25 protein-coding genes and 1 tRNA gene are annotated in these 24,268 nt (G+C 33.5%); 1 reads left to right on the top strand and 25 read right to left on the bottom strand.

The window, feature by feature from the left end:
- Positions 1-36: 36 nt before the first annotated feature.
- The 5 genes from IV513_RS06685 to htpG form a co-directional block, all read right to left on the bottom strand.
- Positions 37-567, bottom strand: a complete 531-nt coding sequence (locus tag IV513_RS06685; RefSeq protein ID WP_209389833.1) for a DUF1003 domain-containing protein — start codon at positions 565-567, stop codon at positions 37-39.
- A 20-nt stretch (positions 568-587) separates the two neighbouring features.
- Entirely contained in the window at positions 588-1,355 is a 768-nt protein-coding gene (locus IV513_RS06680; protein WP_209389832.1) for a TIGR02757 family protein, read from the bottom strand.
- A 7-nt stretch (positions 1,356-1,362) separates the two neighbouring features.
- A complete protein-coding gene (locus IV513_RS06675) occupies positions 1,363-2,277 on the bottom strand; it encodes a ribonuclease Z (protein WP_209389831.1) in 915 nt (304 codons plus the stop codon).
- A 122-nt stretch (positions 2,278-2,399) separates the two neighbouring features.
- A complete protein-coding gene (rdgB, locus tag IV513_RS06670; RefSeq protein ID WP_209389830.1) occupies positions 2,400-2,969 on the bottom strand; it encodes an RdgB/HAM1 family non-canonical purine NTP pyrophosphatase in 570 nt (189 codons plus the stop codon).
- Between the two features lie 217 nt (positions 2,970-3,186).
- Complete coding sequence (gene htpG, locus IV513_RS06665) at positions 3,187-5,076, bottom strand: molecular chaperone HtpG (RefSeq protein ID WP_209389829.1); 1,890 nt, start codon at positions 5,074-5,076, stop codon at positions 3,187-3,189.
- Between the two features lie 144 nt (positions 5,077-5,220).
- On the opposite strand from htpG, the gene IV513_RS06660 reads away from it, so the two are divergent.
- Entirely contained in the window at positions 5,221-6,066 is an 846-nt protein-coding gene (locus IV513_RS06660; RefSeq protein ID WP_209389828.1) for a S9 family peptidase, read from the top strand.
- Between the two features lie 302 nt (positions 6,067-6,368).
- Here IV513_RS06660 and IV513_RS06655 read toward each other — a convergent pair whose 3' ends face one another.
- From IV513_RS06655 to IV513_RS06560, 20 genes are all read right to left on the bottom strand, one after another.
- The gene (locus IV513_RS06655) at positions 6,369-6,701 is read right to left on the bottom strand and encodes a zinc ribbon domain-containing protein YjdM (protein WP_209389827.1); all 333 of its coding nucleotides are present in this window, start codon (positions 6,699-6,701) and stop codon (positions 6,369-6,371) included.
- A 76-nt stretch (positions 6,702-6,777) separates the two neighbouring features.
- Positions 6,778-6,851 (bottom strand) — tRNA-Asp (locus IV513_RS06650).
- Positions 6,852-6,953: 102 nt separating this feature from the next.
- Positions 6,954-7,271, bottom strand: coding sequence for a thioredoxin (gene trxA / locus IV513_RS06645; RefSeq protein WP_130915062.1), 318 nt, complete (start codon positions 7,269-7,271; stop codon positions 6,954-6,956).
- Between the two features lie 66 nt (positions 7,272-7,337).
- Positions 7,338-8,513, bottom strand: coding sequence for a cysteine desulfurase family protein (locus IV513_RS06640; protein ID WP_209389826.1), 1,176 nt, complete (start codon positions 8,511-8,513; stop codon positions 7,338-7,340).
- A gap of 2 nt (positions 8,514-8,515) precedes the next feature.
- Positions 8,516-8,899: a hypothetical protein gene (locus tag IV513_RS06635; protein WP_245168883.1), complete on the bottom strand. Its 384-nt coding sequence runs from the start codon at positions 8,897-8,899 to the stop codon at positions 8,516-8,518.
- 99 nt (positions 8,900-8,998) lie between these two features.
- Positions 8,999-9,586 carry an HAD family hydrolase gene (locus IV513_RS06630; RefSeq protein WP_209389848.1) on the bottom strand — a complete coding sequence of 196 codons (588 nt, stop codon included), beginning with the start codon at positions 9,584-9,586 and terminating at the stop codon, positions 8,999-9,001.
- A gap of 3 nt (positions 9,587-9,589) precedes the next feature.
- Positions 9,590-10,315, bottom strand: a complete 726-nt coding sequence (locus IV513_RS06625; RefSeq protein ID WP_209389824.1) for an SDR family NAD(P)-dependent oxidoreductase — start codon at positions 10,313-10,315, stop codon at positions 9,590-9,592.
- A complete protein-coding gene (locus tag IV513_RS06620) occupies positions 10,316-11,623 on the bottom strand; it encodes an FAD-binding oxidoreductase (RefSeq protein WP_209389823.1) in 1,308 nt (435 codons plus the stop codon). It lies immediately after the preceding gene.
- Positions 11,620-12,507 carry a UbiA prenyltransferase family protein gene (locus IV513_RS06615; protein ID WP_209389822.1) on the bottom strand — a complete coding sequence of 296 codons (888 nt, stop codon included), beginning with the start codon at positions 12,505-12,507 and terminating at the stop codon, positions 11,620-11,622. Before IV513_RS06615 ends, IV513_RS06620 begins: the two co-directional genes overlap by 4 nt.
- A gap of 110 nt (positions 12,508-12,617) precedes the next feature.
- Entirely contained in the window at positions 12,618-13,307 is a 690-nt protein-coding gene (locus IV513_RS06610; protein ID WP_209389821.1) for an OmpA family protein, read from the bottom strand.
- A gap of 16 nt (positions 13,308-13,323) precedes the next feature.
- The gene (locus IV513_RS06605; RefSeq protein WP_209389820.1) at positions 13,324-13,821 is read right to left on the bottom strand and encodes a lipocalin family protein; all 498 of its coding nucleotides are present in this window, start codon (positions 13,819-13,821) and stop codon (positions 13,324-13,326) included.
- A gap of 188 nt (positions 13,822-14,009) precedes the next feature.
- A complete protein-coding gene (locus IV513_RS06600) occupies positions 14,010-15,686 on the bottom strand; it encodes a S8 family serine peptidase (protein WP_209389819.1) in 1,677 nt (558 codons plus the stop codon).
- Between the two features lie 92 nt (positions 15,687-15,778).
- Positions 15,779-16,393 (bottom strand): WbqC family protein, encoded by a 615-nt coding sequence (locus IV513_RS06595; RefSeq protein WP_209389818.1) that lies wholly within the window; start codon positions 16,391-16,393, stop codon positions 15,779-15,781.
- Positions 16,394-16,456: 63 nt separating this feature from the next.
- Positions 16,457-18,100: a signal peptidase I gene (gene lepB, locus IV513_RS06590; protein ID WP_209389817.1), complete on the bottom strand. Its 1,644-nt coding sequence runs from the start codon at positions 18,098-18,100 to the stop codon at positions 16,457-16,459.
- 114 nt (positions 18,101-18,214) lie between these two features.
- Positions 18,215-18,916, bottom strand: coding sequence for a 4-hydroxy-tetrahydrodipicolinate reductase (gene dapB, locus IV513_RS06585; RefSeq protein ID WP_209389816.1), 702 nt, complete (start codon positions 18,914-18,916; stop codon positions 18,215-18,217).
- 19 nt (positions 18,917-18,935) lie between these two features.
- On the bottom strand, positions 18,936-19,574 hold the full coding sequence (locus IV513_RS06580) for a DUF5683 domain-containing protein (protein WP_209389815.1): 639 nt from the start codon (positions 19,572-19,574) through the stop codon (positions 18,936-18,938).
- Positions 19,575-20,465: a ParB/RepB/Spo0J family partition protein gene (locus IV513_RS06575; protein WP_209389814.1), complete on the bottom strand. Its 891-nt coding sequence runs from the start codon at positions 20,463-20,465 to the stop codon at positions 19,575-19,577.
- Between the two features lie 87 nt (positions 20,466-20,552).
- Positions 20,553-21,326 carry a ParA family protein gene (locus tag IV513_RS06570; protein WP_209389813.1) on the bottom strand — a complete coding sequence of 258 codons (774 nt, stop codon included), beginning with the start codon at positions 21,324-21,326 and terminating at the stop codon, positions 20,553-20,555.
- A gap of 163 nt (positions 21,327-21,489) precedes the next feature.
- Positions 21,490-22,332 carry an energy transducer TonB gene (locus IV513_RS06565; protein WP_209389812.1) on the bottom strand — a complete coding sequence of 281 codons (843 nt, stop codon included), beginning with the start codon at positions 22,330-22,332 and terminating at the stop codon, positions 21,490-21,492.
- A 367-nt stretch (positions 22,333-22,699) separates the two neighbouring features.
- On the bottom strand, positions 22,700-23,986 hold the full coding sequence (locus IV513_RS06560; protein WP_209389811.1) for an adenylosuccinate synthase: 1,287 nt from the start codon (positions 23,984-23,986) through the stop codon (positions 22,700-22,702).
- Positions 23,987-24,268 lie beyond the last annotated feature (282 nt).

The following is a 24,268-nucleotide window of genomic DNA, read 5'->3' as shown; positions in this document are numbered from 1 at the left end:
GTAAATCTTACCAATTTGAATTATGTCTAAGAAAAATCAATCTTTATTCAGTTCTTCTATTTTTTTCTGAAGTTCTTCTATTTTGTCTTTCAAAAATTTAATCTCATTTTTGTTGTTGCTTACGTTACTCTTCAAAATCACATTTTTAGCACGTTCGCTGTGATCTTCATCATCTTCCTCGTCATTTATTTCCTCGATATCTTCCTGGATGTCTTCAATATCTTCGTTAATTTCCTCAATATCTTCACTTATCTCCTCGATGTCTTCACTAATTTCTTCAATATCTTCCTGAATATCTTCAATATCCTCCTGAATATCTTCAATTTTTTCATGACTTTTATTTACCGACATCTGAATAAAAATAGCAAGATATATAGCTTCCAAAGAAACCACTGTGGTTAAAATTAAAAGCATTTTATCGAACTCAACAATATTGAGCATGGGAAGCAAAAACGAAATGATGAAAAATAAAGTATGCGCAATTAATGAAGGGATAGACCCTATCCACCAAGTAACTCCTTCTGCTATCTTTTCTAAAAATGCCATTTTTTCATCTTGTTTTTCCATTACTTTATTTTTTTAAATATTTAAAACAATTCTTTACTTACTCCCAAACCAAATAATGCGAAATCGTATTTTGCAGGATCTTCAGCATCAAGCTTTCTTACGACTTCATCTAATTCTAATACCGTTTTCCAGTCATTCTGCTTTCTGGAAATAAGTTCCAGCTTACGTGAAATATTCCCGGTATGAACATCTAAAGGAATAGATAAAAATCTTTGATCTATTTTTTCCCATATCCCGAAATCTACACCGCGATTGTCTTTTCTTACCATCCATCTCAAAAACATCATGATTCTTTTGGAAGAAGAATTCTTATAAGGTGAACTTACATGTTTATGCGTTCTGTGCTTTTCCAATCCCAAAAAATCTTTTCTGAATCTTTCGATGGAATGTTGAAAATTATGCTCTTCCTGATTTAGTAAAAACAATTCTTCCAGACTTTTATGATGATTATAAATTTTCTGAAACTGTTTTATAAAATACGAAAAATCTTCTCCATTGAAGGTTCTGTGTATATTTTTATCTTTTATAAAATCTAAATCTCTTTCGGCATGGTTAATTACGAAATCGTAAGGGGAATTCCCCATAATTTCGAGCATTTTTTCCACAGATTTAATAATCGACTTTCGGTTTCCCCAAGCAATAGTTGCGGAAAGAAATGCAGTAATTTCAATATCCTGCTTCAACTGAAAACGATGAGGAATCTGTACAGGATCATCGACTATAAAATCCGGACTGTTGTAGATATCCGCTTTTTCGTCAAGAAATTCTTTAAGTTCTAATAGATTCATCTTCAATTCAAATTTTCACACAATCCAATGCTTTGGGAAGATAGGTATTGGGGAAAACAGTTCTTGCTTCATCGGTAAAAACCGTTAAATCACCATAACGATTAGAGAAATGTCCTAAAATTAATTTTCCAACATTTGCTTTTTTAGCTATCGCTGCTGCTTCTAATGCTGTAGAATGACCTGTGTAATCTGCCATTTCTTTAAGATCGTGCAGAAAAGTAGATTCGTGGTAAAGAACCGTTACGTCTTTAATGATAGGAACTACAGATTCTAAATATCTTGTATCACTGCAAAATGCATACGAAACCGGAGCAAGCGGATCTGTTGTTAAAATTTCATTCTTCAGAACATAGCCATCGCTGAGAACAAAGTCTTTTCCGGCTTTTAAATAATGATAATCGCAGCTTTCTATCTCGCTGTACTTAGACACTTCTGCCATATTAATATGTCTGTCCTTTGGTTTTTCCTTAAAAAGATAACCATTGCAGTAAATTCTGTGATCGAGCGGAATGGTGTACACTTCTACCCTATTATCTTCGTAAATTTTTTCGGAATAATTTTTATCCAGTTCATGATAAACAACCTCAAAACCTCGGTGGGTTTCTGTAATCGTAAATATTGTTTCCAACATTTTTTTTATTCCTTTCGGTCCGTATACATGAAGCGGATTTTCTCTTCCCAAAAGCCTGAAAGAAGCAATTAATCCCGGCAAACCAAAACAATGATCGCCATGAAGATGAGAAATAAAAATATGATTTATTTTAGAAAATCTTGCTTTGGCTTTTCTAAGCTGGACCTGTGTTCCTTCCCCACAATCGATAAGGAAAGACCGCTCCTCCATTTCCAAAAGCTGTGAAGTTGGAGAAGAATTTATGGTAGGTATTGCAGAATTAAAACCTAATATTGTTAAATAAGTGCTCAAAACTATAATTTATCGTTCGCAAATGTACAATAAAAGCCTGAAGTTGAAATCGGTTTAAAATTGACATGAATTTTTAATTCAAAAATAAAATAATGAGAAGATCAATTTAAACCTTACACCAATCAGTCTTTCAGAAAATCCAGAAATGAATCTAAAGCTTTTTTTCTGTGGCTTATTTTGTTTTTGTCTTCAGGATTCATCTCGGCAAATGTTTTTTCATATCCTTCCGGAACAAAAATAGGATCATAACCAAAACCTTTAAAGCCTTTATTTTCATTTAACAGAGTTCCATAAACTCTGCCTTCGAAAAATTTTGCTCCATTATCGTCAAAATAACACAAAACTGTTATAAAATAGGCTTTTCGATTTTCAAGACCACTCATTTCATCTAATACTTTTGCGATGTTCTTGGCAAAATCATGATCTCCTGCATATCTTGCAGAATAAATACCCGGTCTTCCGTCTAAAGCTTCTACAGCCAAACCGCTATCATCACCAAGACTTGGAATTCCGGTTTTCTCGAAACAATATTTTGCTTTTATTAATGCATTCGCATTAAAAGTATCTCCATCTTCAACAATTTCTTCGTGAATATCGTAATCTGTAAGACTTTTTACTACAAAATCTACTCCTAAAATCTGCTGAATTTCCTCTTTTTTATGAATATTGTGGGTTGCTACTAATAATTCCATTAAACTTAGATGTTTGAAAATCGATTAAACTATTTTTGATAATATTTTCTATTACCATCAGACAAATATAATGTTAATTGTTTCAATCTTCCGAAGTATCGATCAGATAAACCATGTGAAATAAATTTAATTTGAAATATCTTCTTCTGAAATCTCATTTAACGACATAAAAAAACTGCCCAATTACTCAGGCAGTTTTCAGTTGTATTATTTAATACTATTTTTCCAGCTGCTTATAGCTTCTTTGGATAAAGTCCGTAAGATCTTTTCCTTTCAATAGATTTTGAGATAATTTTGCCAGATCTAAAGCATATTTTATCTGTGTGTGTTTCTCTTCAGCATTATCGTTGGAAAGAATTTTTGATGCAAATTCGCTGTTAGAATTCACTACAAGATTATACATCTCAGGAAATCCTCCCATACCGAACATTCCGCCTCCTCCGGTAGCCTGCATATCTTTCATTCTTCTCATAAATTCCGGCTGAGTGATGGTGAAAGGAGCATCACTGCTATCTAAATCTTCAAGCTGAACAGTGAATTTCTGATCATTGATAGATTCTTCAACGGTCTTTTTTAACGATTCTTTTTCTGTTTCATTCAGTTTAGAAATTACAGGTTCATCTTTTTTAATTAAATTATTAATATGATCTGCATCTACTCTTGCGAACTGAATTTTCTCTTTTGAAGACTCCAGTTTTTGAATTAAATGCGGAACAATAGGAGAGTCTAAAAGAAGAACTTCGTACCCTTTGTCTTTGGCAGACTGAATGTAAGAATGCTGCTCATCTGCATTGGTAGCATAAAGAATCACCAAATTACCGTCTTTGTCGGTCTGGATGGGTTTTATCTTTTCTTCAAGCTCATTCCAAAGGAAATATTTTCCGTCTGTGGTTGGGTAGAGTGCAAATTTGTCAGATTTTTCGAAGAATTTATCTTCAGAAATCATTCCGTATTCAATTACAATTTTAATGTCGTTCCATTTTTTCTCGTAATCTTCACGGTTTTCGTTGATTAAAGCAACCATTTTATCTGCCACTTTTTTGGTGATGTAAGAAGAAATTTTCTTCACCGCACCGTCAGCCTGCAAATAAGAACGGGATACATTCAGCGGAATGTCCGGAGAATCTATTACTCCTCTCAATAACATCAGGAAGTCAGGAACAATCCCTTTTACCTCATCGGTTACAAAAACCTGATTCTGGTAAAGCTGAATTTTATCTTTTTCGATATTCAGATTGTTGCTCAGTTTCGGGAAATATAAAATTCCGGTAAGATTGAACGGATAATCAACATTTAAATGAATATTGAATAAAGGCTCTTCGAACTGCATCGGGTAAAGCTCGTGATAGAAAGAGGCATAATCTTCTGCAGTAAGTTCAGATGGTGCAATCGTCCAGGCTGGTGTAGGATTGTTGATGATATTGTCTACTTCTTCCGTCTCTGGCTTTGTACCTTCCGGTGCATCTTCAGGAAGAGGAAGTGTATGTGTTTTGGTTCCGAATTTAATAGGAACAGGCATGAATTTGTTGTACTTTGTCAACAATTCACGAATTTTATTTTCTTCTAAAAATTCTGTAGAATCTTCGGCAATATGGAGGATAATTTCTGTTCCTCTTTCGGTTTTTGCAGTAGTTTCTTCTAAAGTAAATTCCGGGCTGCCGTCGCAAATCCAGTGAACTGCCGGTTCGTCTTTATAAGATTTAGAAATAATTTCCACTTTCTCTGCTACCATAAATGCAGAATAAAAACCAAGACCGAAATGACCGATAATTCCTGAATCTTTTGCAGAGTCTTTATATTTTTCCAAAAATTCTTCAGCTCCCGAAAATGCCACCTGATTGATGTATTTCTCAACTTCTTCGGCGGTCATCCCTAATCCCTGATCTATGATGTGAATTTTTTTATTCTCCTTATCAGCTTTTACTTCAATTTTCGGGTTTCCGTATTCTACTTTGGCTTCACCGATAGACGTTAAATGCTTCAACTTCAATGTGGCATCCGTTGCGTTGGAAATAAGTTCTCTTAAAAATATTTCGTGGTCACTGTAAAGAAATTTCTTAATCAATGGGAAAATATTTTCCACCGATACATTAATACTTCCTTTCATATGTATATAATTTTATTGTTTTCTGAATTCTCAATTCTCAAAAAAAATACCATCGCTTAGAAACTGTCATTTTGACAGATTTAAAAATATAAACCAATGCAAAAGAATAATTTTCTTACATTTACTTGTCTTCAAAAAAATTTCATGGAAATTATTATCAATAAAAACCTAATCCTTTCTAATCCTGAAACCAAAAGCTTTCTTGCAGATGCTTTTTATCCAAAAACAGATCAATTATTACCATTGGTAATTTTTGTTCATGGTTACAAAGGTTATAAAGATTGGGGAGCATGGGATCTTATGGCTGAAAAGTTTGCTGAAGCCGGTTTTTTCTTTGTGAAATTTAATTTCTCTTACAATGGAACCACCGTTGATGCACCGAATCATTTTGAAGATTTGGAAGCTTTCGGGCACAACAATTACTCTAAAGAACTTTCAGATTTAAGTTTTGTACTGGAGCATTTCTTACAATATCCACAGATTGATAAAGATAAAATTATTTTAATAGGACACAGCCGTGGCGGAGGAATTTCTTTGGTGAAAACTTCAGAAGACATCAGAATAAATGGAATCATCACTTTAGCGAGCGTGGACAGTTTAGATCGTTTTCCAAAAAATGATTCACTCGAAAAATGGAAAGAAAATGGTATTTATTATGTTGAAAACGGAAGAACCAACCAACAGATGCCGCATTATTATCAGTTTTTTGAAGATTTCAAAAACAATGAATTAAGACTGGATGTTGAACGTGCAGCAGAAACGGCAAAGGCTCACTTTTTAATTATCCACGGTACAAATGACGAAAGCGTTAATGTAAAAAATGCTGAACATCTGCATATTCTCAATCCTAATTCAGAATTATTTTTAATAGAAAATGCAAACCATACTTTTGGAGCTAAAGAACCTTGGGAAAATCTTGAAATGCCAAAAGATTTAAAGACTGCCACCGAAAAATCTATTTCTTTCATCAAAGAAAAATTTTCTAATTAATTTCAATTTGGAATAGGCAATGTTAAATAACTGATATTCAAATAACAATTATTTTATCGCTAAGAAAAACGAAGAGCAGTTTAATTTTTTGAAATGTTTTTAAGCTATACAATGGCACTTTGTTTAACCTCGCGTTTTATAAATCCACATCCCGAACTCAGGTTAATTAAAGTTTTTTAGATTTTACCTGAATTTAATGTACAAAAAAAGTTTATTGAGAAATTTCAATAAACTTTCTATATCATTATTAAAATCGGCACTAAAGAAATAATCCCGATTTTTTTTGATTTATTCCTTAAATGTTAAGCTTTTTTTACAAATTCAGACTTAAGTGCCATTGCACCAAAACCGTCAATTTTGCAGTCAATATTATGATCAGATCCTGGTCTAAGACGGATATTTTTCACTTTAGTTCCAGCTTTTACAGGTTTTGGAGCACCTTTTACAGGCAAATCTTTTACTACAACTACAGAATCTCCGTTTTGAAGTTCATTACCATTAGAATCCAAAATTTTATCTTCTGTATCTGCTTCTGCGGGATCCCACTCGTGAAAGCACTGCGAACAAACCATCATTCCATCTTGTTCGTATGTGTATTCTGACTGGCATTTAGGGCATTGGATTGTTTCGCTCATTTTTGTATTATTTTAAAAATTATTAGTTCTAATTATTCTGATAAAATAAAAAATCCTGTAATATCTTACAGGATTGCGATCCGGACGGGACTCGAACCCGCGACCTCCGCCGTGACAGGGCGGCATTCTAACCAGCTGAACTACCGGATCATTTTAGTAGTGCAAAAATACACATTTTAGATCAAATTCAAAATTATATAATAAAAAAATGCTTTCCAAAGACGGAAAGCATTCATTATCAAACTAATTATTTTATAAGTGTGCACTTAATTTTTCGGCGATAACTTCTTTAGGAGCTACCCCTACCAATTTATCTACAACTTCTCCGTTTTTAAAAATTAAAACTGTAGGAATATTTCTGATACCATACTGCATTGAAATTTCCTGATTGTTGTCTACATCCACTTTCCCTACAACAGCTTTCCCTTCAAAATCGTTAGCAACCTCTTCGATAATTGGACCTAAAGTTCTGCATGGACCACACCATACTGCCCAAAAGTCTACCAATACCGGTTTATCTGATTTTAAAACTGTTTCCTGAAACGAGCTATCTGTAATTTCTAAAGCCATTTTTTTATTTTTAAATTATTACTATTCTAAACTTGTAAACAAATTTACAACTATTAAGCGACAAGACTATCTATGCTCAACATTTGTATTTTCTATAACAAAATCTTTCGAGATTTCTTTTAAAGCATCCACCAAAGCATCTATTTCGTTTTTGGTCGTTAAATGACTGAATGATACTCTTAAAGGTGTACAGTGATCCATTTCTTCTTCCGATAAAACCATCATCATCACCATTGAAGGTCTAGAAGCCCCTGAAGAACAAGCACTTCCTTGCGAAACCGCAATCCCTTTCATATCGAGTTGCAAACCGATTAAAGGATTTTTAAAAGGTAACAATACACTTACAACTGTGTATAAACTGTTATTCAACTCTGAACTTCTTCCGTTGAATTTTACTCCAGGAATTTCTTCCGAAAGTCTTTCTACAGTATATTTTTTTATATTTTGCATGTGGGAAGAGTATTCTTCCATATTTTTGAGAGACAATTCTAATGCTTTGCCCAAACCGGCAATTCCTGCCACATTTTCTGTTCCCGCTCTAAGGCTTCTTTCCTGAGGACCACCTGTGATAATCCCTTTCAGACCACTCGCTTTTCTTATAAAAGCAAAACCTATTCCTTTAGGCCCATGAAATTTATGAGCACTGCAAGATGCAAAATCTACCGGAATATCCGAAAAATCGAGAGTCATGTGAGCCATGGTCTGTACAGTATCCGAATGTAAAAGAGCATTGTTTTCCTTACAAATTTCTGCTACTTTTTTAAGATCAATCAGGTTACCTATTTCGTTGTTGGCATGCATTAAACTTACCAGTGTTTTTTTATCCGAAGATTTCAGAAGATCTTCAAGCTTAGATAAATCTATATCTCCTTTTTCATTAGGGCGAATGTATGCTACTTCTACTCCTTTTCGGCTTTTCATATCCAAAATACTTTCAGAAACACATTTGTGCTCCAATGGAGAACTGATGATTCTTTCTACTCCCAAATGCTCTACACAAGATTTGATGATCATGTTATTGGATTCTGTTCCGCACGAAGTAAAAATAATTTCGGCAGGACTTACATGAAGATAATCTGCAACCTGTCTTCTTACATTTTCGATTAAAATTTTAGCTTCCTGGCCAAAACTATGTGTAGAAGAAGGATTTCCAAAATTAATTTTCATGGTTTCAATCATTGCATCAATCACTTCATTAGAAAGAGGTGTTGTCGCTGCATTGTCCAAATATATTTTAGTCATTTTTACTTTGAATATTTTAGTTGTACGGAAGTGAATTGATAACTTGAAGGAACTGAAAATACAAACCAAGGATTAGACATAACCTGAATTGCCATTCCGCCAGATTCGTACTTAGGGATTTCCACATACAGAATATTATCTTTCGCAGAAATATTTGTAATTTCCTTTACTTTATGATCTCCAGAATTGAAAGTTCCCAAATAACAAACCACAACTTTTTTATCTTTGGGGAATGCAGGGGTTTCTATTATTGGATACTGCCCCGAAGCAGTGTATCTTTCTTTTATTTCGTCTGCCAATTCCTGCCGGTTACTTAAAATTCTGAACCCCTGTTTTTGAGTACCTCCCTGAGTTTCAGAAACCAGTATTTCTGCTTGATTGTGCATGTTTGAAGTTTTTTGTGCCGGAGTTCCGGTGCAATTTATTATGATTGCAAAAAACAAAATTAGCAATCTGTTCATTTTATTTTTATTAATTCTTCAAAATTAATGAAAAAAACGGTAATGACCTTCATTTGCCCATTGCAACATCTGTTTATCTCCCGAAGTATCTCCAAAAGCTATGATTTTATCATACTTTTCACCAGAAATTTCTTTTTTAATACGAACCAGTTTCTCTTCACCGTTACAGTTTTTCCCGATAAAATTACCTGTAAAAATTCCATTTTTAAACTCTCCCTTTGTGGCAATAAGCATCATGCCCAATTTGTCTGCAAAAGGTTTCGTCCAAATATCCAGCGAGGCAGTAACGATAAAACTTCGGGTATTTTCACGGTCTATATTTTTGATGAATTCTAATGCATTTTCCCGAAAAATTGAAGGAAAATTTTCTTCAAAAAACTGAATAGATTTTTCTTCTATTTTCGATTGCAACTGACCTTTAAGCACAGAACCTATAAAACTTTTCTTTACCTTTTCTGTGTCTGCCAGTTTTAGTTTTAAAAGAATGAATAGCGGAATATGTCGGATAAACTGTGTTCTGAATTTTGTGGGATTATAAAATTTCAGAAACAAAAACATGGTGTCTTTGTAGGTAAGCGTACCGTCAAAATCAAAACAATATAGTTTTTTCATCATTTAAAGCTTCATCTTTTTAAAAATAAACTCCGGAATATTTCTAATGATCATCATAATAATTCCCCAAACCGGTAATACATACACTACATTTTTTTTCTTTTTGAAAGCATTGTAAATACAATCTGCAGCTTTTGTGGGAGTTGCAGTTAATTTAGGATTTAGTGGTAAACCTTCTGTCATTTTTGTAGCCATGAAACCCGGCTTTACCGTCATTACATGAACTTTTTTATCGAAAAGGTAATTTCTCAAACCACTTAAATAAGCGGTGAATGCAGCTTTTGCACTTCCATAGATAAAATTACTCTGTCTTCCTCTTTCTCCTGCAACTGAAGACAGCCCAATAATGGTTCCTGATCTTTTGCTTTCAAATTTCTGAGCAAAATAATTGATAACAGGTACCAGTTTAGAATAATTGATATCTATAATACGTTCTGTATTCTTATTATCATATAGACCTTCCTGCGTATTTTCCCCTAAATATCCCGCTGCACAAAACAACAGACTTGAATTGACATGATCCCAATCTGAAAATTTAACGGGTTTCATTAAATCAATCTCAATTATCTCAGACTGCTGTAAGAATTTTACATCGATATGTCTTGCAAATCGTTCTGCCGATTCTTTATTCGATGTGAAAAGATAAATTTTTTCAAACCTTTCTCCTGCTTTTAGAGCTTTTTCTACAAAAGCCTGTGCTACTTCGGAGGTACTGCCGAGAACAATCATTTATTTATTATTTAAAATTCTTTTGTGCTGCAAAGACACAAATTTGGAACTCTCTACATTTTTAAGATAATTGGTAAGAGAAGATTTACTCATACTATCTTTCGCAAGATAAATTCTGCCTCCAAATTCTTCTACAATATTATCTAGCTGTACAACTAAGGCTTTTAGTTTAGAATTAACTTTAAAATCCAGAGCCAATGTATAGCCCTCAAATGGAAAAGAATTGTAAGCCAAAGGATCGTTTTTGCCTATATATTTAAGAACTGCTAAAAAAGATCCGTTACCAGAATTAGCGATTGTTTCTAAAATTTTACGCATTCCTTCCTTTCCTTTTTCTTTGGGAATAACCATTTGATATTGAATAAATCCTGATTTACCATAGATTTTATTCCAATCTTCGATAATGTCTAAAGGATAGAAAAAAGTTTCGTAAGGAATAATATCTTTTACAACTTTTGCTCGTTGTTTATTATAAATTAAATAATTGAAAATTTTCACCGTAAGATTATTAAGAACAAAACCGGGAAAATAAAAAGGAACTTTTGGTAATTTTTTTGATTTTAAAATCAATGGTTTTTCTTTTACCTTATTCGGCAATTCCGACTGCATGGCAAAGTCCCCTCTTTGTAATACGCTTCTGCCAATATTTTTGCCTTTTTGCAAACAGTCAATCCACGCGACATTATATGTCCAATCTTCACTTTCTTCAAACAAGTGAAAAATCTCGTCTAAATTTTCCGCCTTGATACTTTCTTGTCTAATATAGGCACTATCAATATTTTTCAGCTTAAATTTTGCGGATAAAATAATACCGGTAAGTCCCATTCCACCAATCGTAGCCCAGAATTTTTCTTTATTCTCGTCTCTGGAGCAGGTTAATACATCACCATTTTCAATCATTAACCTAAACGACAATAAACATTCTGAAAAACAATGAATTCCTTTCCCATGAACGTCCGAAGCGATGGCACCACCAATTGAAATAAATTTAGTACCCGGTGTTACCATTAGAAAATACCCTTGTGGTACTACTACTTCCAAAACCTCAGACAATAATACTCCAGATTCGCATTCTATGACACCATTTAATCTGTCGAAACTGATAAATTTATTGAGTTTTTTTGTTGAGAAAATACTTTCACCTAACGAAGCATCTCCGTAACATCTCCCGTTTCCTCGGGCAATAACTTCATTATGATTCTGTAAGAATTGTTTTATTTTGATGAAGCTGTCTTCAGACCTCATTTCTTTTTCAACTACCGGGAAATTTCCCCAATTGGTAACTTTCTGCTTGAAATCTGGCTTCATTTCTTAAAATAAATTAAAATTAAAAATGCAGCAACCCACAATATTAAAGTTACTTGTATATAACGGTCTCTATAAACGATTTTTGTTGGAGATTCGGTACGGTTATATACCAAAGTCTGCTGTAAATATCTTAGAAATGCAAATACTACAAAAATTACCGTGTAAAATACCCCAGAATGTAATTTAACCTGAATTTCTGGTGACAAGGTGAACATAAGATAGCAAACAATAGCTAAAGTTACAGATATAGACAATGCAATATCCGCAAACTGAACATTATAACCATCTAATGCTTTTCTGGTTTTACCTGAAACCTGAGCATTAATCAGCTCTCCTCTTCTTTTCCCAATAGCTAAAACCAATGCTAACACAAAAGTAAGTAATGTTGCCCACTGAGATATAAATATACCCGTGATATAACCGCCTGCCTGAACACGCAAAACAAAACCGATTGCAATAATGAAAATATCAATAATAGGAACATGCTTCAGCTTGAAAGTATAGGCCAGATTCATAACAAAGTAACTTGCAACTATTATAGCAAACTTCCACACTTGAATATGGTAGAAATTATACGCAAAAAACACCAACAGAATATCTGTAACAATAAGCCCGACCAAAATACCAATTGCACTCTTTTTAGAAATAGCACCACTTGCTAAAGGGCGTTTTCTTTTTTCAGGATGCTTTTGGTCTGCTTCTATATCATTATAATCATTAAGGATATAAACCACGCCTGCAGCCAAAGAAAATACTACAAAAGCAAAAATGCTTTTAGAAAGTAAATCTATATTTTTAATATTTCCGGAAAAGAATAATGGAACAAAGACAAAAAGGTTTTTTACCCATTGCTCTACGCGTAGAAGCTTAAGATATTTCTTCATTTATGTGGTTTCGAATGCAAAAATAGTGATTTTAAAAAAAATATGCATAAAAATACAAAAAAACCGCCGAAGCGGTTTTAATAATGATAATATTTATTTGTTAAAAAAGACTATTGACCGCTTTGTGCGTCATTAATCATTTTTTCGTTAGCTGTGATAGCAAACTCTACTCTTCTATTTTTAGCTCTTCCTTCTTCAGTATCGTTACTTGCAACAGGCATAGATTCTCCTTCACCTAAAGCAAACATTCTGCTCGATGCAATACCTTTAGACACCAAATATGCTTTTACTGAATTCGCTCTTCTTTCCGATAATTTTTGGTTATAATCATCCGATCCTTTGCTGTCTGTATGACCATAAATATTGATGTTTGTATCGGGATTATTTACCAAAACCTGAACAAGTTTATCTAAATTAGTTTTCGCTAAAGTAGTAAGATTTGATGAATCGAAAGCAAATGTTACAATACTTTCATTCATAGTGATTTTAATACCATCACCCACTCTCTCCACTTCTGCTCCAGGTAAAGTTTCTTTAATTTCTTTTGCTTGCTTATCCATTTTGTTACCAATAACGTTACCCGCAACACCTCCGATAACTCCTCCTAAGATCGCACCTAAAGCAGCATTTCTTCCTTTTCCTATATTATTTCCCAAAATTCCTCCAATTACAGCCCCAGAAGCTACACCTACTGCAGTACCTCTTTGCTGATTATTTGAATTTTGAACTGCCTCACAACTTGTTAATAATAAAGCTGATGATAAAAATAATGCGCTGATATATGTTTTATTAAATTTCATTATAGTATTTTTTTAATTATCTGGTAAAATCCATACCAGTTCTTTGGAAATTGTAAACCACTTTAATGGTATTACCTTCAAATGGAACATTTTGCTCTAAAGAAAATTCGTCTGTTCCTTTTTCAATAACATTTAAGGTATAACCTGCTGTATTTTGTTTAGCTTTTGTGCCTTCAGCTATTTTCTTAAAGGTGAAAACATTAGATTTAATATCAATCTTGATTGGCTGAATGAGTTTCGGACAAGAACCTCCTCCATCTAAAGTATAAGATCCTGAATAATTATTCGGAATAAATCTCCAGTGGCTTCCTATAAAGCATTTAGCATCTGCTCCTTCATCAAAAGGTTTTATTTTATAAGATTTATCGTAATCGATGCTTACAATCTGCCAATCTCCTTTCATTTTTAGAAATTCTGATCTTTGACTCTGAGCCTCACCTGCTTTTTTAACTCCGGAACAAGACACTGTAAAAAGTGAAGTTCCCACTATGCATGCAAGTAATAGTTTTTTCATAGTTTAATGTTTATTATTAATTTTTTATATCTAATTGAAAAGCAATAGATGCTCAATAATTCAACTTTATAATAAGTAAATTATTTTAATATTAGTATAAAAAACCGTGCCAACTAAAGCATATTATTAAAAATAAAGCCTGTAATTATACAGGCTTTATTTATGTTATATATAAAAATATCTGAAAATCATTTTCTTACAGCTTTCTTTCCAGATTTACTTTTTATTACATTTTTAGAATTTTGAATTGTAGTTTTTCCATGATAAAAATTGTTGTAAGCATATTCAGCTGCTTTTTTCACATCAATTACACCTCCTGCCTGAGATTTATCCTGAAAATCGTTTTCTTTACTGATATTGCTTGTTTTTACCAAAGCTTCAATAATCTGTTCAGGTTTAAGATCCGGCATATATGCTAACAAAACTGCGGCAGCACCTGCGGCAACTGGTGATGCCATAGATGTTCCCTGTTGGTAGCTGTATTCATTTTTCGGAACGGTAGAATAAATCTCTTCGCCTGGTGCAAATACATTTACCATTTTTTTGTTATAGTTAGAAAAACTTGCTCTTAAATCGTTGCTTCTGTTTGTACTTGCTCCAACAACCATAACATTGTTTACAAATGGCGCAGCATCTGTTACGTTCTTAAAATTGGTTGGATAAGCCAAATGCTCTGCTACATCTTCATTTTCGTTTCCGGCAGCTTTTACAAGAAGTACACCTTTATCCTGAGCATATTTAAAAGCATCCCAAACAACCGTTTTTCCCGGTGATACTGGCTTACCAAAACTCATATTCAAGATTTTTGCTCCGTTGTCTACCGCATATCTAATAGCATTGGCAACATCTTTATCTCTCTCGTCCCCATTTGGAACTGTTCTTACAGACATAATTTTGGCTATTCTGGAAGCTACACCATACTGAACTTCTTTCCCCTGAGGCAATCCTGCGATAATTCCTGCAACGTGTGTTCCGTGTTCGGCATCCGGACCTTCATAATGATTGTTTCCATATTTTCTTTCGGAATAATCATCATAATTATCTCCAACAATTTCTGCTCTTGGATCATAATCCAAATCATATTGTTTAACCTGAGCACCGTAATGATCGAGTGCCGGCTTAATTTCTTTCGTCATTAAATCTTGTACATCTTGCGGAGATTTACCTTTAAATTCAGGATTTCCAGCTAAATTTTTAAGAATTTCAAGAGCAATAGCATCTTCTTGTTTTGTAGGCGTAATTCCTGCAAGATTTGCCGAAGTTAACGGTTTGCCATTTAGAAGCGAAACCATTGAAGGAATTACTTGGCTAATCATTTCAAACTGTTTAAACTGCTGTCTTCCTTCTACGCTTTTTTTATTGAAAATCTCTTTAGACTTCATGTACATCGCAAATTCTTCGGGCATTTTTGCCTGATTTGCTTTGTTTTTATTAGAATCATCACCTTCAAAAATAGGTCTGTATTTGGCAACAACTCTTGTTACCTCCATATTATCGATATCAATATCACCATTTTTTCCTCCAATAAAGTTCCATCCGTGGATATCATCTACATAGCCGTTTCCATCGTCGTCTTTACCATTTCCTGGAATTTCGTTGGGATTTGACCAAATATTCTTTACCAAACCTGGGTGATCTACCTGAACTCCGCTGTCTAAAACTCCTACTACAACAGTTTTAGGTTTTAATCCTTTAGATTCGAGAAATTTATATGCATTTTCTGTATTTACGCCATACACTTTAGTGGTTGCAAAATCTTTATGATACCAAGTCATTAAATCTTTGTTATCTTTATTTGCAACTTCTTGTGCTGAAGAATAAGCAAAACCTGCTAAAAAAACGGCTGCTAAAAATATCTTTTTCATATTAAATTTTATTTTTTTTGAATTTATTTCATCTACTTTCTTCGGACTTCATTTAAACGAAAGTCTATGAATCTAGAACCTTTTGATTTTTATTATAATTGCTTTATATTTTTAATATAAGTAACAGATTCTGGTCCTTTGTTACAAATAAGGTCTAAAACGGATAAATCCTTAAGAAAACCCATTTTATCTGAAAATGTCTGATAGTATTCTTCCATATCATAATCTGAAGGATTCTTTGTTGAAAATTTTTCTCTGAAATTACTTTGTTCAGGATTTTTTAGGTACTCGCTGTTCAAAGAGTGTGCCTTATCTGTTTTGAGAATATTCTGAATAATTTCTATGCTTTTGAGATTTAAATCTAGTAAAAATTTATTTTTCTCTTCATAAAGTTTTATGAGTTTATCCTCATAATATTCGAAATAAGGAGAACTTTGGTATGCTGTTTTAATCGACTTCCAATGTAATTTCTGCCAGTCTTCACGATAAGAAACTTCAATATCTTTATATATACGGCTTCCGTTATGATGAATGGGAATGATTAACGATAACTGACCGTTTGCTCCGAAAATGTTGGCTCTGTTTCTATAAGTCTGTTTTGGAAAATTTTCAAACTGCTCAAAAGTTACTTCATTTTCAGGATTCAAAAATTCTGAAAACCAAGAAATCGGTGGTAAATAGAATACCGGTAATAATATATTTTGCATATTTCTTATATAAAAATGAAGTACTTTTTCAAATACTTCATTTCATTTATGTTTATCAATTAATTAAATCTCATCATCTTTTTTCTTCTTACCAAATAATTTCATGAAATATTCCCATCCGAAGAATAAAACTAAAATCATTACAGCAACCCACCAATAAGATGTTTTGTTGGCTTCACCAGTATTTGCAGCTTTAAACATTCTTTCCCAACGAATTTTAAACGGAGCTTGATAAGATGAGCTTCTGTCTGCAAAAGCACCTTGTAAACTCATCCAAGTAAACATTGGTTTTCCAACAATATTTTCTTCCGGAACAAAGCCAAAAAATCTAGCGTCTAAAGAAGCATCTCTGTTATCACCAATCATCATATAATAATCCTGCTTAATGGTGTATTGGTTAGTTTCTTTTCCGTTGATGAAGATTTTGCCGTTTTTATTCTCTAGAGTATTATGCTCATAATTTTTAATAATCCATTGAAATTCTGGTAAAGTTTCTTGGTTGATAGCAACTACATCACCTTTTTTAGGAATTCTAAGCGGGCCATATTGATCCTGATTCCATGGTTTATTGATAGGGAAAATAGAATTAGTAGTGTCTATTTTTTTCTTAGTTTCATTATTATAATATGCTATTGCAGATTCTCCTTTAGGCTGAATATCTTCTTTCATTTCAATAACCTGAGGGAGTTTTTTAATTTCTGCAGCCACTTGGTTCGTTAATCCCTGAAAAGCATATATAAAACCATTTCCGTTCTGAATTTCCTGAACCGGCAAGAATCCATAAATATTATATAATCCTGGAATATCTAACTGGCTTCCAGTAGTTACAATATATCTGTGCTGAACTTCCTGATCTCCTAATACAGTTTCAGGTTTACCATTTACGAACATTCTGCCATCTCTCATCTCAAATGTATCTCCCGCTACAGCAACGCATCTCTTTACATAAGGATCTGCTCTGTCTAAAGAAGCATGCACAGAATCTCTAGGATAATTGAATACTACAATATCATTTTTCTGAGGTTTGCTGAACTGAAATATTCTTTCGTAAGGTAATTTTACTGCTTCTACATAAGATTTTCCGTCATTTTTAGGATTTCCATCTTTTTGAAAATCATAAATTGTTCCTTGTAGGAATGGAATTGCCACAGGACGCATTGGAAGTCTGTATCCATAGCTCCATTTATTTACAAAAAGGAAATCACCCACAAGAAGAGTACGCTCCATTGAACCTGTAGGAATCCCGAAAGGCTGAGTAATGAATGTATGAATAATCGTAGCGAAAACCACGGCAAACGTGATAGATCCCACAAAAGAATCTTTCTTCTTTGCTTCTTTTTCTTCTTGAGTTAGATAAAGTTCATTTTCGTCTTCTATTTCCACATCTTTGGAATAGTTGACGGTCGCCATATATATAAATGGTAAAATAACCGTAAGCAACTGATCTTTGAAGAGCGTTTTTCCGAACTTCTTCATGAGATACAAATGAAAAACACTCATCATGATAGGTCCTACAATCGGCAAATAAGATAAAATCGCCCACCATTTCGGGTGTTTTGTCTCTTTAAGTATAATGAAATAGTTGTAAAAAGGTATAAATGCGAAAAGTGGACTGTACCCTAGTTTCTTAAACAGCTTCCATGTAGAAATCCCCATTAAAAGTGATAAAATGAGGACATAAACTGTATACGTTAAAAAATAATTCATAAATTTTGTACCTAATATATAATATAAGTAATAAGCTTTGTATCTCGCGAATAAATTTATATTCCAGATCTTTTACTACCAATTAGTTTGCAATGTAAGAATTTTGTTACAAAACTAAAGTCCCAAAACATCTTTCATCGTAAAATTTCCTTTTTTGTCTTTTATCCATTCCGCTGCAACAACAGCTCCCAATGCAAAACCATTTCTATTGAATGCGGTGTGTTTTATTTCGATTTCGTCTACTTCACTTTTATAAAAAACAGAATGCGTTCCCGGAACTTCATCTTCTCTTACTGCAAAAATACCCAACTGATTGCCTAAAGTTTCTTCCAACTTCCACGCATCGTAGGTATTTGAATTTTTTATAATTCCTTCAGCCAAAGAGATTGCTGTTCCGCTCGGTGCATCCAGTTTATGAATGTGATGAATTTCTTCTAATTGACAGGTATACTGATTAACGTTTTTCATCAGTCCCGCCAACTTTTCGTTCAACGCAAAAAATAAATTCACCCCCAAACTGAAATTTGAACCATATAAAAATGCAGTTCCGTTTTCTAAAGCAATTCTTTCAATTTCAGGCTTTTTTTCCAACCAGCCGGTTGTTCCGCAAATAACAGGGATTTTATTTTCTAAACAGACTTTAATGTTATTAAATGCTACTTCAGGCAAAGAAAACTCAATAACCACATCGGGATGATTAAGATTTTCATGGGTCGGAGTTTCTTTAAGTTTAGCAACAATTTCGTGTCCTCTTTTCAAGGCAATTTCTTCTATAATCTTGCCCATTCTGCCATATCCGACTAATGCTATTTTCATTATTAAATCTAAAGTTTATTTAAAATCTATACGTTAAAGCCAAACCTGTTTTGGGAGGATTGAAATTATAATCATCGTAAATAACTGCAGGTGCCAAACTAAGATCCGGATCTTTTCTTCCTTCATATAAATGAGCGTCTACAACTGCATCAACAATATTCAAAATATAAATAAGTCCTGAAATTGCAATTGCATAATCCCGCTGTCTTTTGGCTCTATCCTGAGCATTTCCCAAGGCTACAGCATCTAAATAAGGAACCTGAGTTAAAAATTCGTTGGGCGTACCGTTCAGTTTAGCAATATAATATTCTCTGTACTCCTTATATTTTTTCTGGTTCCAGATTGCAATTCCTACACCCGTTCCTACTGCACCCCAAACGATTGGAATTTTCCAGTATTTTTTATTATAAGCCTGTCCTAATCCTGGAAGTACTGCAGAATACAATCCTGCTTTGGTAGGATTCAGTTTAGTAACCACTTTTTTCGCAGGAGCATTCACTCTCTCTATCTCCTGAATAACTTTAGCAGGAGCTTGCGGTTTTGCAGCAGGAATACTGTCTTTTGCATAATGGTCTAATCTTATGCTATCTCTGGGATTGATCTGTGAAAAAAACAACCCAGCTATAAAAACAAAGATAGTGACAAGTATTTTTTGCATTTATTTAATATGAGATAAAATATATTCCAGTTCATCTTCATTCTTAAAATCTAAAACGATTTTACCTTTTTTCCCCGTTCCAGTAGTCTTAATTTCTACTTTTACATCCAGAATATCTGCAATTGTTTTTTGTGCTCTCTTATAATTATTAGACAGTTCGGCTTTGGCTCTTTTTGCTGCCGGAGATTTAGGATTTTTTAATGCGGTAGCTGCTTGTTCAGATTGGCGAACATTCAGTTTCTCTTTAATGATCATTTCAAAAAGAGTTTTTTGATGCTCTTCATTTTCCAGACTGATGATTGCTCTTCCATGACCGGCAGAAATCTCTCCGCTTCGAATAGCGTTCTGAATATCCGGACTCAATCTTAAAAGTCTTATCGAATTGGTAATAGTACTTCTGTCTTTTCCAACCCTTTGGCTTAAATTTTCCTGTGTAAGACCTATTTCTTCTAAAAGTCTATGATAGGTTAAAGCAATTTCGATAGCATCAAGATCTTCACGCTGAATATTTTCTACCAACGCCATTTCTAGAAGCTCCTGATCATTTACCAGCCTGATATAAGCAGGCACAGAAGACAAACCAGCTATTTTACTGGCTCGGAATCTTCTTTCTCCAGAAATAATTTCAAATTTCTCTCCGTCTTTTCTAAGTGTAATTGGCTGAATTACTCCTAAATTTTTTATGGACTGAGCGAGTTCATTTAATGCTTTTTCATCAAAATAAGTTCTGGGCTGTGTGGGATTAGGATAAATGTCTTCAATAGGAACCTCCATAATATTTCCTACGAATTTATCTGCTCCTTCATCGGTTGCTGTGTTTACGGTAGCTTTAGATTCTGCACTCAGAATAGCTCCTAAACCACGCCCCATTGCTCTTTTTTTGTCTTTCATATTGTAAAATGGCAGTCAGCTAATGCATCTTGCTTTTTTTATATTGATAATTTGTTGTAATCAGATAAATTTTAGTTGAAGTAAATCTTAATTATTTACTAATTTCTCATTTTTCAGCAACACTTCTTCTGCAAGCTGAATGTATTGAATAGCTCCTTTACTTTCAGCATCATAATTCAGAATACTTTCTCCGAAACTTGGTGCTTCACTTAATCTTACATTTCTGCTGATAATAGTTTCGAAAACCATCTCAGGGAAGTGAGAATTAACTTCTTCCACAACCTGATTAGAAAGACGCAGACGACTGTCATACATCGTAAGAAGCAACCCTTCTATATCAAGATCTTTATTATGAATTTTCTGTACGTTTTTAATGGTATTTAAAAGTTTGCCAAGACCCTCCAATGCAAAATATTCGCACTGAATTGGAATAATAACAGAATCTGCAGCTGTTAAAGCATTTACAGTAATTAAACCTAAACTCGGTGCACAGTCGATAATGATGAAATCATAATCTTCTCGTACATCTTTCAATGCTTCTTTCAGCATATACTCTCGGTTTTCCTTATCTACCAATTCTATTTCTGCTGCAACCAAATCGATATGAGAAGGAACAATATCCAAATTGGGAGTTGCTGTTTTTTGGATACAGCTTCTGGTATCTACACTATGCTCTAAAAGATTATAGGTAGAATACTGTACTTCTTCCACACCCAAACCAGAAGTAGCATTTGCCTGTGGATCGGCATCAATAATAAGAATTTTCTTTTCTAATACACCCAATGCTGCTGCTAAATTTACGGCAGTTGTAGTCTTTCCCACTCCACCTTTCTGATTAGCGATACCTATAATTTTTGCCATTGCTCAAACTTTAATGCTCAAAAATACACTTTTTTCTTCGCTATTAAAGAATCCCTAAAACCAAAATTGAGTTAAATTGTTGTTAATAAGAATATTACACAATAAAAAAATTATCCACAAAAAAAAATCTTTGTGGATAACTATATATAAAGTTTTATTACTCTTAATTATCAAACTTCATAGAAATCGGGAATTTAAACAAACTTCTCACAGACTCTCCTTTTTTATTTTTTCCTGGAAGCCATTTTCCTTTTACTGTCTTAATAGTTCTCACTGCTTCAGCATTAAATCCTGCATCTTTTCCATTTGTTTTAATATTTGAAATTGTACCATCTTTCTCAACAACAAATGTAACCACTGTAGTCATACTTCCTTCTTCTGTAAAAGAAGAAACATCAAACTTGTTGAGTACTTTATTTCTAAAAGAATCAATTCCACCTACAAAATCTGCACTTACCGCTAGAATCCCTGGATTATCCACTGCATCATCACCAGATCCATCTTCCGCTATAACAGTTTTTGGAAGAACAACTGTTCCAGATCCTGAATTTGCAGGTAAAACTATATGTACATTAGGCTCTGCGGGAGGCGAAACGAAATCATTTTTAAAACCAGCAACTGCTTTTGGTGGAATCTCAGTAACAATATCACTTTCATTCGCATCTTTTTCGGGAGTTGGAACCTGACTATTGTATTGCATCACGCTCTTTGGAGGTTGTGGAGCCGTTTGATTTGGAGTTACTGCCGGTGGATCTTCAGGTACATCCGAAATATCAATTGGTGGTGGTAAAACGAAAGTTGGCTCAGTTACTTCCACAGTTTTAAAAGCATTAATTACTATTGGAGTAATTGCAAAAGCTGCTAACAAACTAACACCAATAACGAGTGATTTTGTTAAAATTCGGTCAGATTCGTTTCTCAAAACATACGCACCATACGCTTTATTACGGTTTTGAAATAAAATTTCATTCAGTCGAAACTCTTGATTTTGTTCTAGGTTTTTCATCACATTAACAATTAATAGATTAAGCAAGAATAATTATCAGTTTTCAATCAATTATCCTCATTAAATAAACTAACATCAAAATATTTGCCAATTTTATGATATTTATAAATCAATTCAATAATAATACTAATAAAATGAAAAATTAACTATTCTACAACTAACAAAAAATTAAATCTGATGTATAAAAATATATTGACATACAAATCCCTAGCCCCGATTGAGCGGTATGTTTAAGCTCTTTTTTATAACTCGGCGATGGAAATCGTCGGGTTGTAAAAAAAGCGAGTAGCGAAAGCGGGAAAAGCTTCAAACAAAAAAAAAGACTATCCTTACGACAGTCTTTTGTGATATTTTGATAAAATTATTATTAAAATAATTCTTTTCTGATGATATTCTGGCTTCTTTCAGGACCTACAGAAACAAGGTATACATTAATCCCTAAATATTGCTCGATAAATTCTATATACTTTTGTGCATTGGCAGGAAGTTCATCATAACTTCTGGCTGTGGTAATATCTTCAGTCCAGCCTGGTAAATCTTCATAAATTGCTTCGTAATCGTACAATTTTGTAGTAGAAGATGTAAAATAGTCAATAATTTTACCATCTTCTGTTTTATATTTCGTAGCGATTTTTATAGAATCAATTCCTGTAAGAACATCTAGTTTTGTGATAACAAGATTATTAATCCCATTAATCATACAAGCATGTTTTAAAGAAACCAAATCTAGCCAGCCAGTTCTACGAGGCCTTCCTGTAGTAGCTCCAAATTCGTGCCCTATCTGTCTGATTTTTTCTCCAAGTTCATTATCTAATTCTGTAGGAAAAGGACCGTTTCCTACTCTTGTGCAGTATGCTTTTGCAACACCAATTAGGTTTTGAAGTGATGTTGGCGGAACTCCTGCTCCTGTACAAACACCGCCAGTTGAAGGGGAAGAAGATGTTACATAAGGGTAAGTTCCAAAATCTATATCTAGCATTAAAGCTTGTGCACCTTCAAAAAGAACATTTTTACCTTCCTGGATAGCCTCATTAAGTTCCAATTCTGTATCAACAATTCTATCCTGAAGCTGTTTTCCAATTTCTAAAAATTCATTATAAATTTCTTCAACATCCAATGTTGGTTTGTTATAATATTTTTCGAAAAGAGAATTTTTTACCTTAAGATTTTTCTCGATTTTCTCACGAAGAATTTCAGGATTAAGTAAGTCGACCATTCTAATACCAACTCTTGCAATTTTATCTTCATAGCAAGGTCCTATCCCCTTTTTGGTAGTTCCAATTTGTGTACCTCCAAATTCTTCTTCACGATACGTATCCAAAAGAATATGATATGGCATAATAACATGCGCTCTTCTGCTGATGAAAATATGATCTGTCTTAAGACCTTTACTTTCAATCTGGCTAACTTCTTTCATGAAAGCTTTCGGATTCACTACTACACCGTTAGCAATAATACATTTACCTTTACACTGAAGCACTCCAGATGGCAGAAGGTGCAAAACAAACTTTTCATCTCCTACATAAACAGTGTGACCGGCATTATCACCTCCCTGAAAACGTACTACATAATCTGATTTTGCGGATAAAACGTCTGTTATTTTACCTTTTCCTTCATCTCCATACTGAAGACCTACAACTACGTAAGTTGACATATTTTTACTTTATTTTAGATTCATGCAAAATTAGTTTTAAAAATATTCGTGACCAAATTTGAAGCAATCTAATTTGATATTAGTATGAAACTGATATTCAAATAAATGAATTTAATCTGTCAACAGATAAATTTCCAATTACTTTTCAATGTTTAATGAATACGTTTAAGAATATCTTTTGTGGGATCAGTTTCAGAAGTTGGGGAGTAATATTAAAAATTGATATTTTTGTAGAGGATGAAAACAGAAGACCTACTCAAGTTATTATTGCCTGAATACTTA

Origin of the sequence: Chryseobacterium sp. RR2-3-20 (assembly GCF_017808115.1) — a bacterium.
Lineage (GTDB): Bacteria > Bacteroidota > Bacteroidia > Flavobacteriales > Weeksellaceae > Chryseobacterium > Chryseobacterium oryzae.
This window is presented reverse-complemented; position numbering and strand designations above follow the sequence as displayed.

Coding starts and splice junctions, on each gene's coding strand:
- IV513_RS06685 (WP_209389833.1), bottom strand. CDS start 567: ATGGAAAAACAAGATGAAAAAATGGCATTTTTAGAAAAGATAGCAGAA.
- IV513_RS06680 (WP_209389832.1), bottom strand. CDS start 1,355: ATGAATCTATTAGAACTTAAAGAATTTCTTGACGAAAAAGCGGATATC.
- rdgB (WP_209389830.1), bottom strand. CDS start 2,969: ATGGAATTATTAGTAGCAACCCACAATATTCATAAAAAAGAGGAAATT.
- htpG (WP_209389829.1), bottom strand. CDS start 5,076: ATGAAAGGAAGTATTAATGTATCGGTGGAAAATATTTTCCCATTGATT.
- IV513_RS06660 (WP_209389828.1), top strand. CDS start 5,221: ATGGAAATTATTATCAATAAAAACCTAATCCTTTCTAATCCTGAAACC.
- IV513_RS06655 (WP_209389827.1), bottom strand. CDS start 6,701: ATGAGCGAAACAATCCAATGCCCTAAATGCCAGTCAGAATACACATAC.
- trxA (WP_130915062.1), bottom strand. CDS start 7,271: ATGGCTTTAGAAATTACAGATAGCTCGTTTCAGGAAACAGTTTTAAAA.
- IV513_RS06640 (WP_209389826.1), bottom strand. CDS start 8,513: ATGACTAAAATATATTTGGACAATGCAGCGACAACACCTCTTTCTAAT.
- IV513_RS06635 (WP_245168883.1), bottom strand. CDS start 8,899: ATGCACAATCAAGCAGAAATACTGGTTTCTGAAACTCAGGGAGGTACT.
- IV513_RS06630 (WP_209389848.1), bottom strand. CDS start 9,586: ATGAAAAAACTATATTGTTTTGATTTTGACGGTACGCTTACCTACAAA.
- IV513_RS06625 (WP_209389824.1), bottom strand. CDS start 10,315: ATGATTGTTCTCGGCAGTACCTCCGAAGTAGCACAGGCTTTTGTAGAA.
- IV513_RS06620 (WP_209389823.1), bottom strand. CDS start 11,623: ATGAAGCCAGATTTCAAGCAGAAAGTTACCAATTGGGGAAATTTCCCG.
- IV513_RS06615 (WP_209389822.1), bottom strand. CDS start 12,507: ATGAAGAAATATCTTAAGCTTCTACGCGTAGAGCAATGGGTAAAAAAC.
- IV513_RS06610 (WP_209389821.1), bottom strand. CDS start 13,307: ATGAAATTTAATAAAACATATATCAGCGCATTATTTTTATCATCAGCT.
- IV513_RS06605 (WP_209389820.1), bottom strand. CDS start 13,821: ATGAAAAAACTATTACTTGCATGCATAGTGGGAACTTCACTTTTTACA.
- IV513_RS06600 (WP_209389819.1), bottom strand. CDS start 15,686: ATGAAAAAGATATTTTTAGCAGCCGTTTTTTTAGCAGGTTTTGCTTAT.
- IV513_RS06595 (WP_209389818.1), bottom strand. CDS start 16,393: ATGCAAAATATATTATTACCGGTATTCTATTTACCACCGATTTCTTGG.
- lepB (WP_209389817.1), bottom strand. CDS start 18,100: ATGAATTATTTTTTAACGTATACAGTTTATGTCCTCATTTTATCACTT.
- dapB (WP_209389816.1), bottom strand. CDS start 18,916: ATGAAAATAGCATTAGTCGGATATGGCAGAATGGGCAAGATTATAGAA.
- IV513_RS06580 (WP_209389815.1), bottom strand. CDS start 19,574: ATGCAAAAAATACTTGTCACTATCTTTGTTTTTATAGCTGGGTTGTTT.
- IV513_RS06575 (WP_209389814.1), bottom strand. CDS start 20,465: ATGAAAGACAAAAAAAGAGCAATGGGGCGTGGTTTAGGAGCTATTCTG.
- IV513_RS06570 (WP_209389813.1), bottom strand. CDS start 21,326: ATGGCAAAAATTATAGGTATCGCTAATCAGAAAGGTGGAGTGGGAAAG.
- IV513_RS06565 (WP_209389812.1), bottom strand. CDS start 22,332: ATGAAAAACCTAGAACAAAATCAAGAGTTTCGACTGAATGAAATTTTA.
- IV513_RS06560 (WP_209389811.1), bottom strand. CDS start 23,986: ATGTCAACTTACGTAGTTGTAGGTCTTCAGTATGGAGATGAAGGAAAA.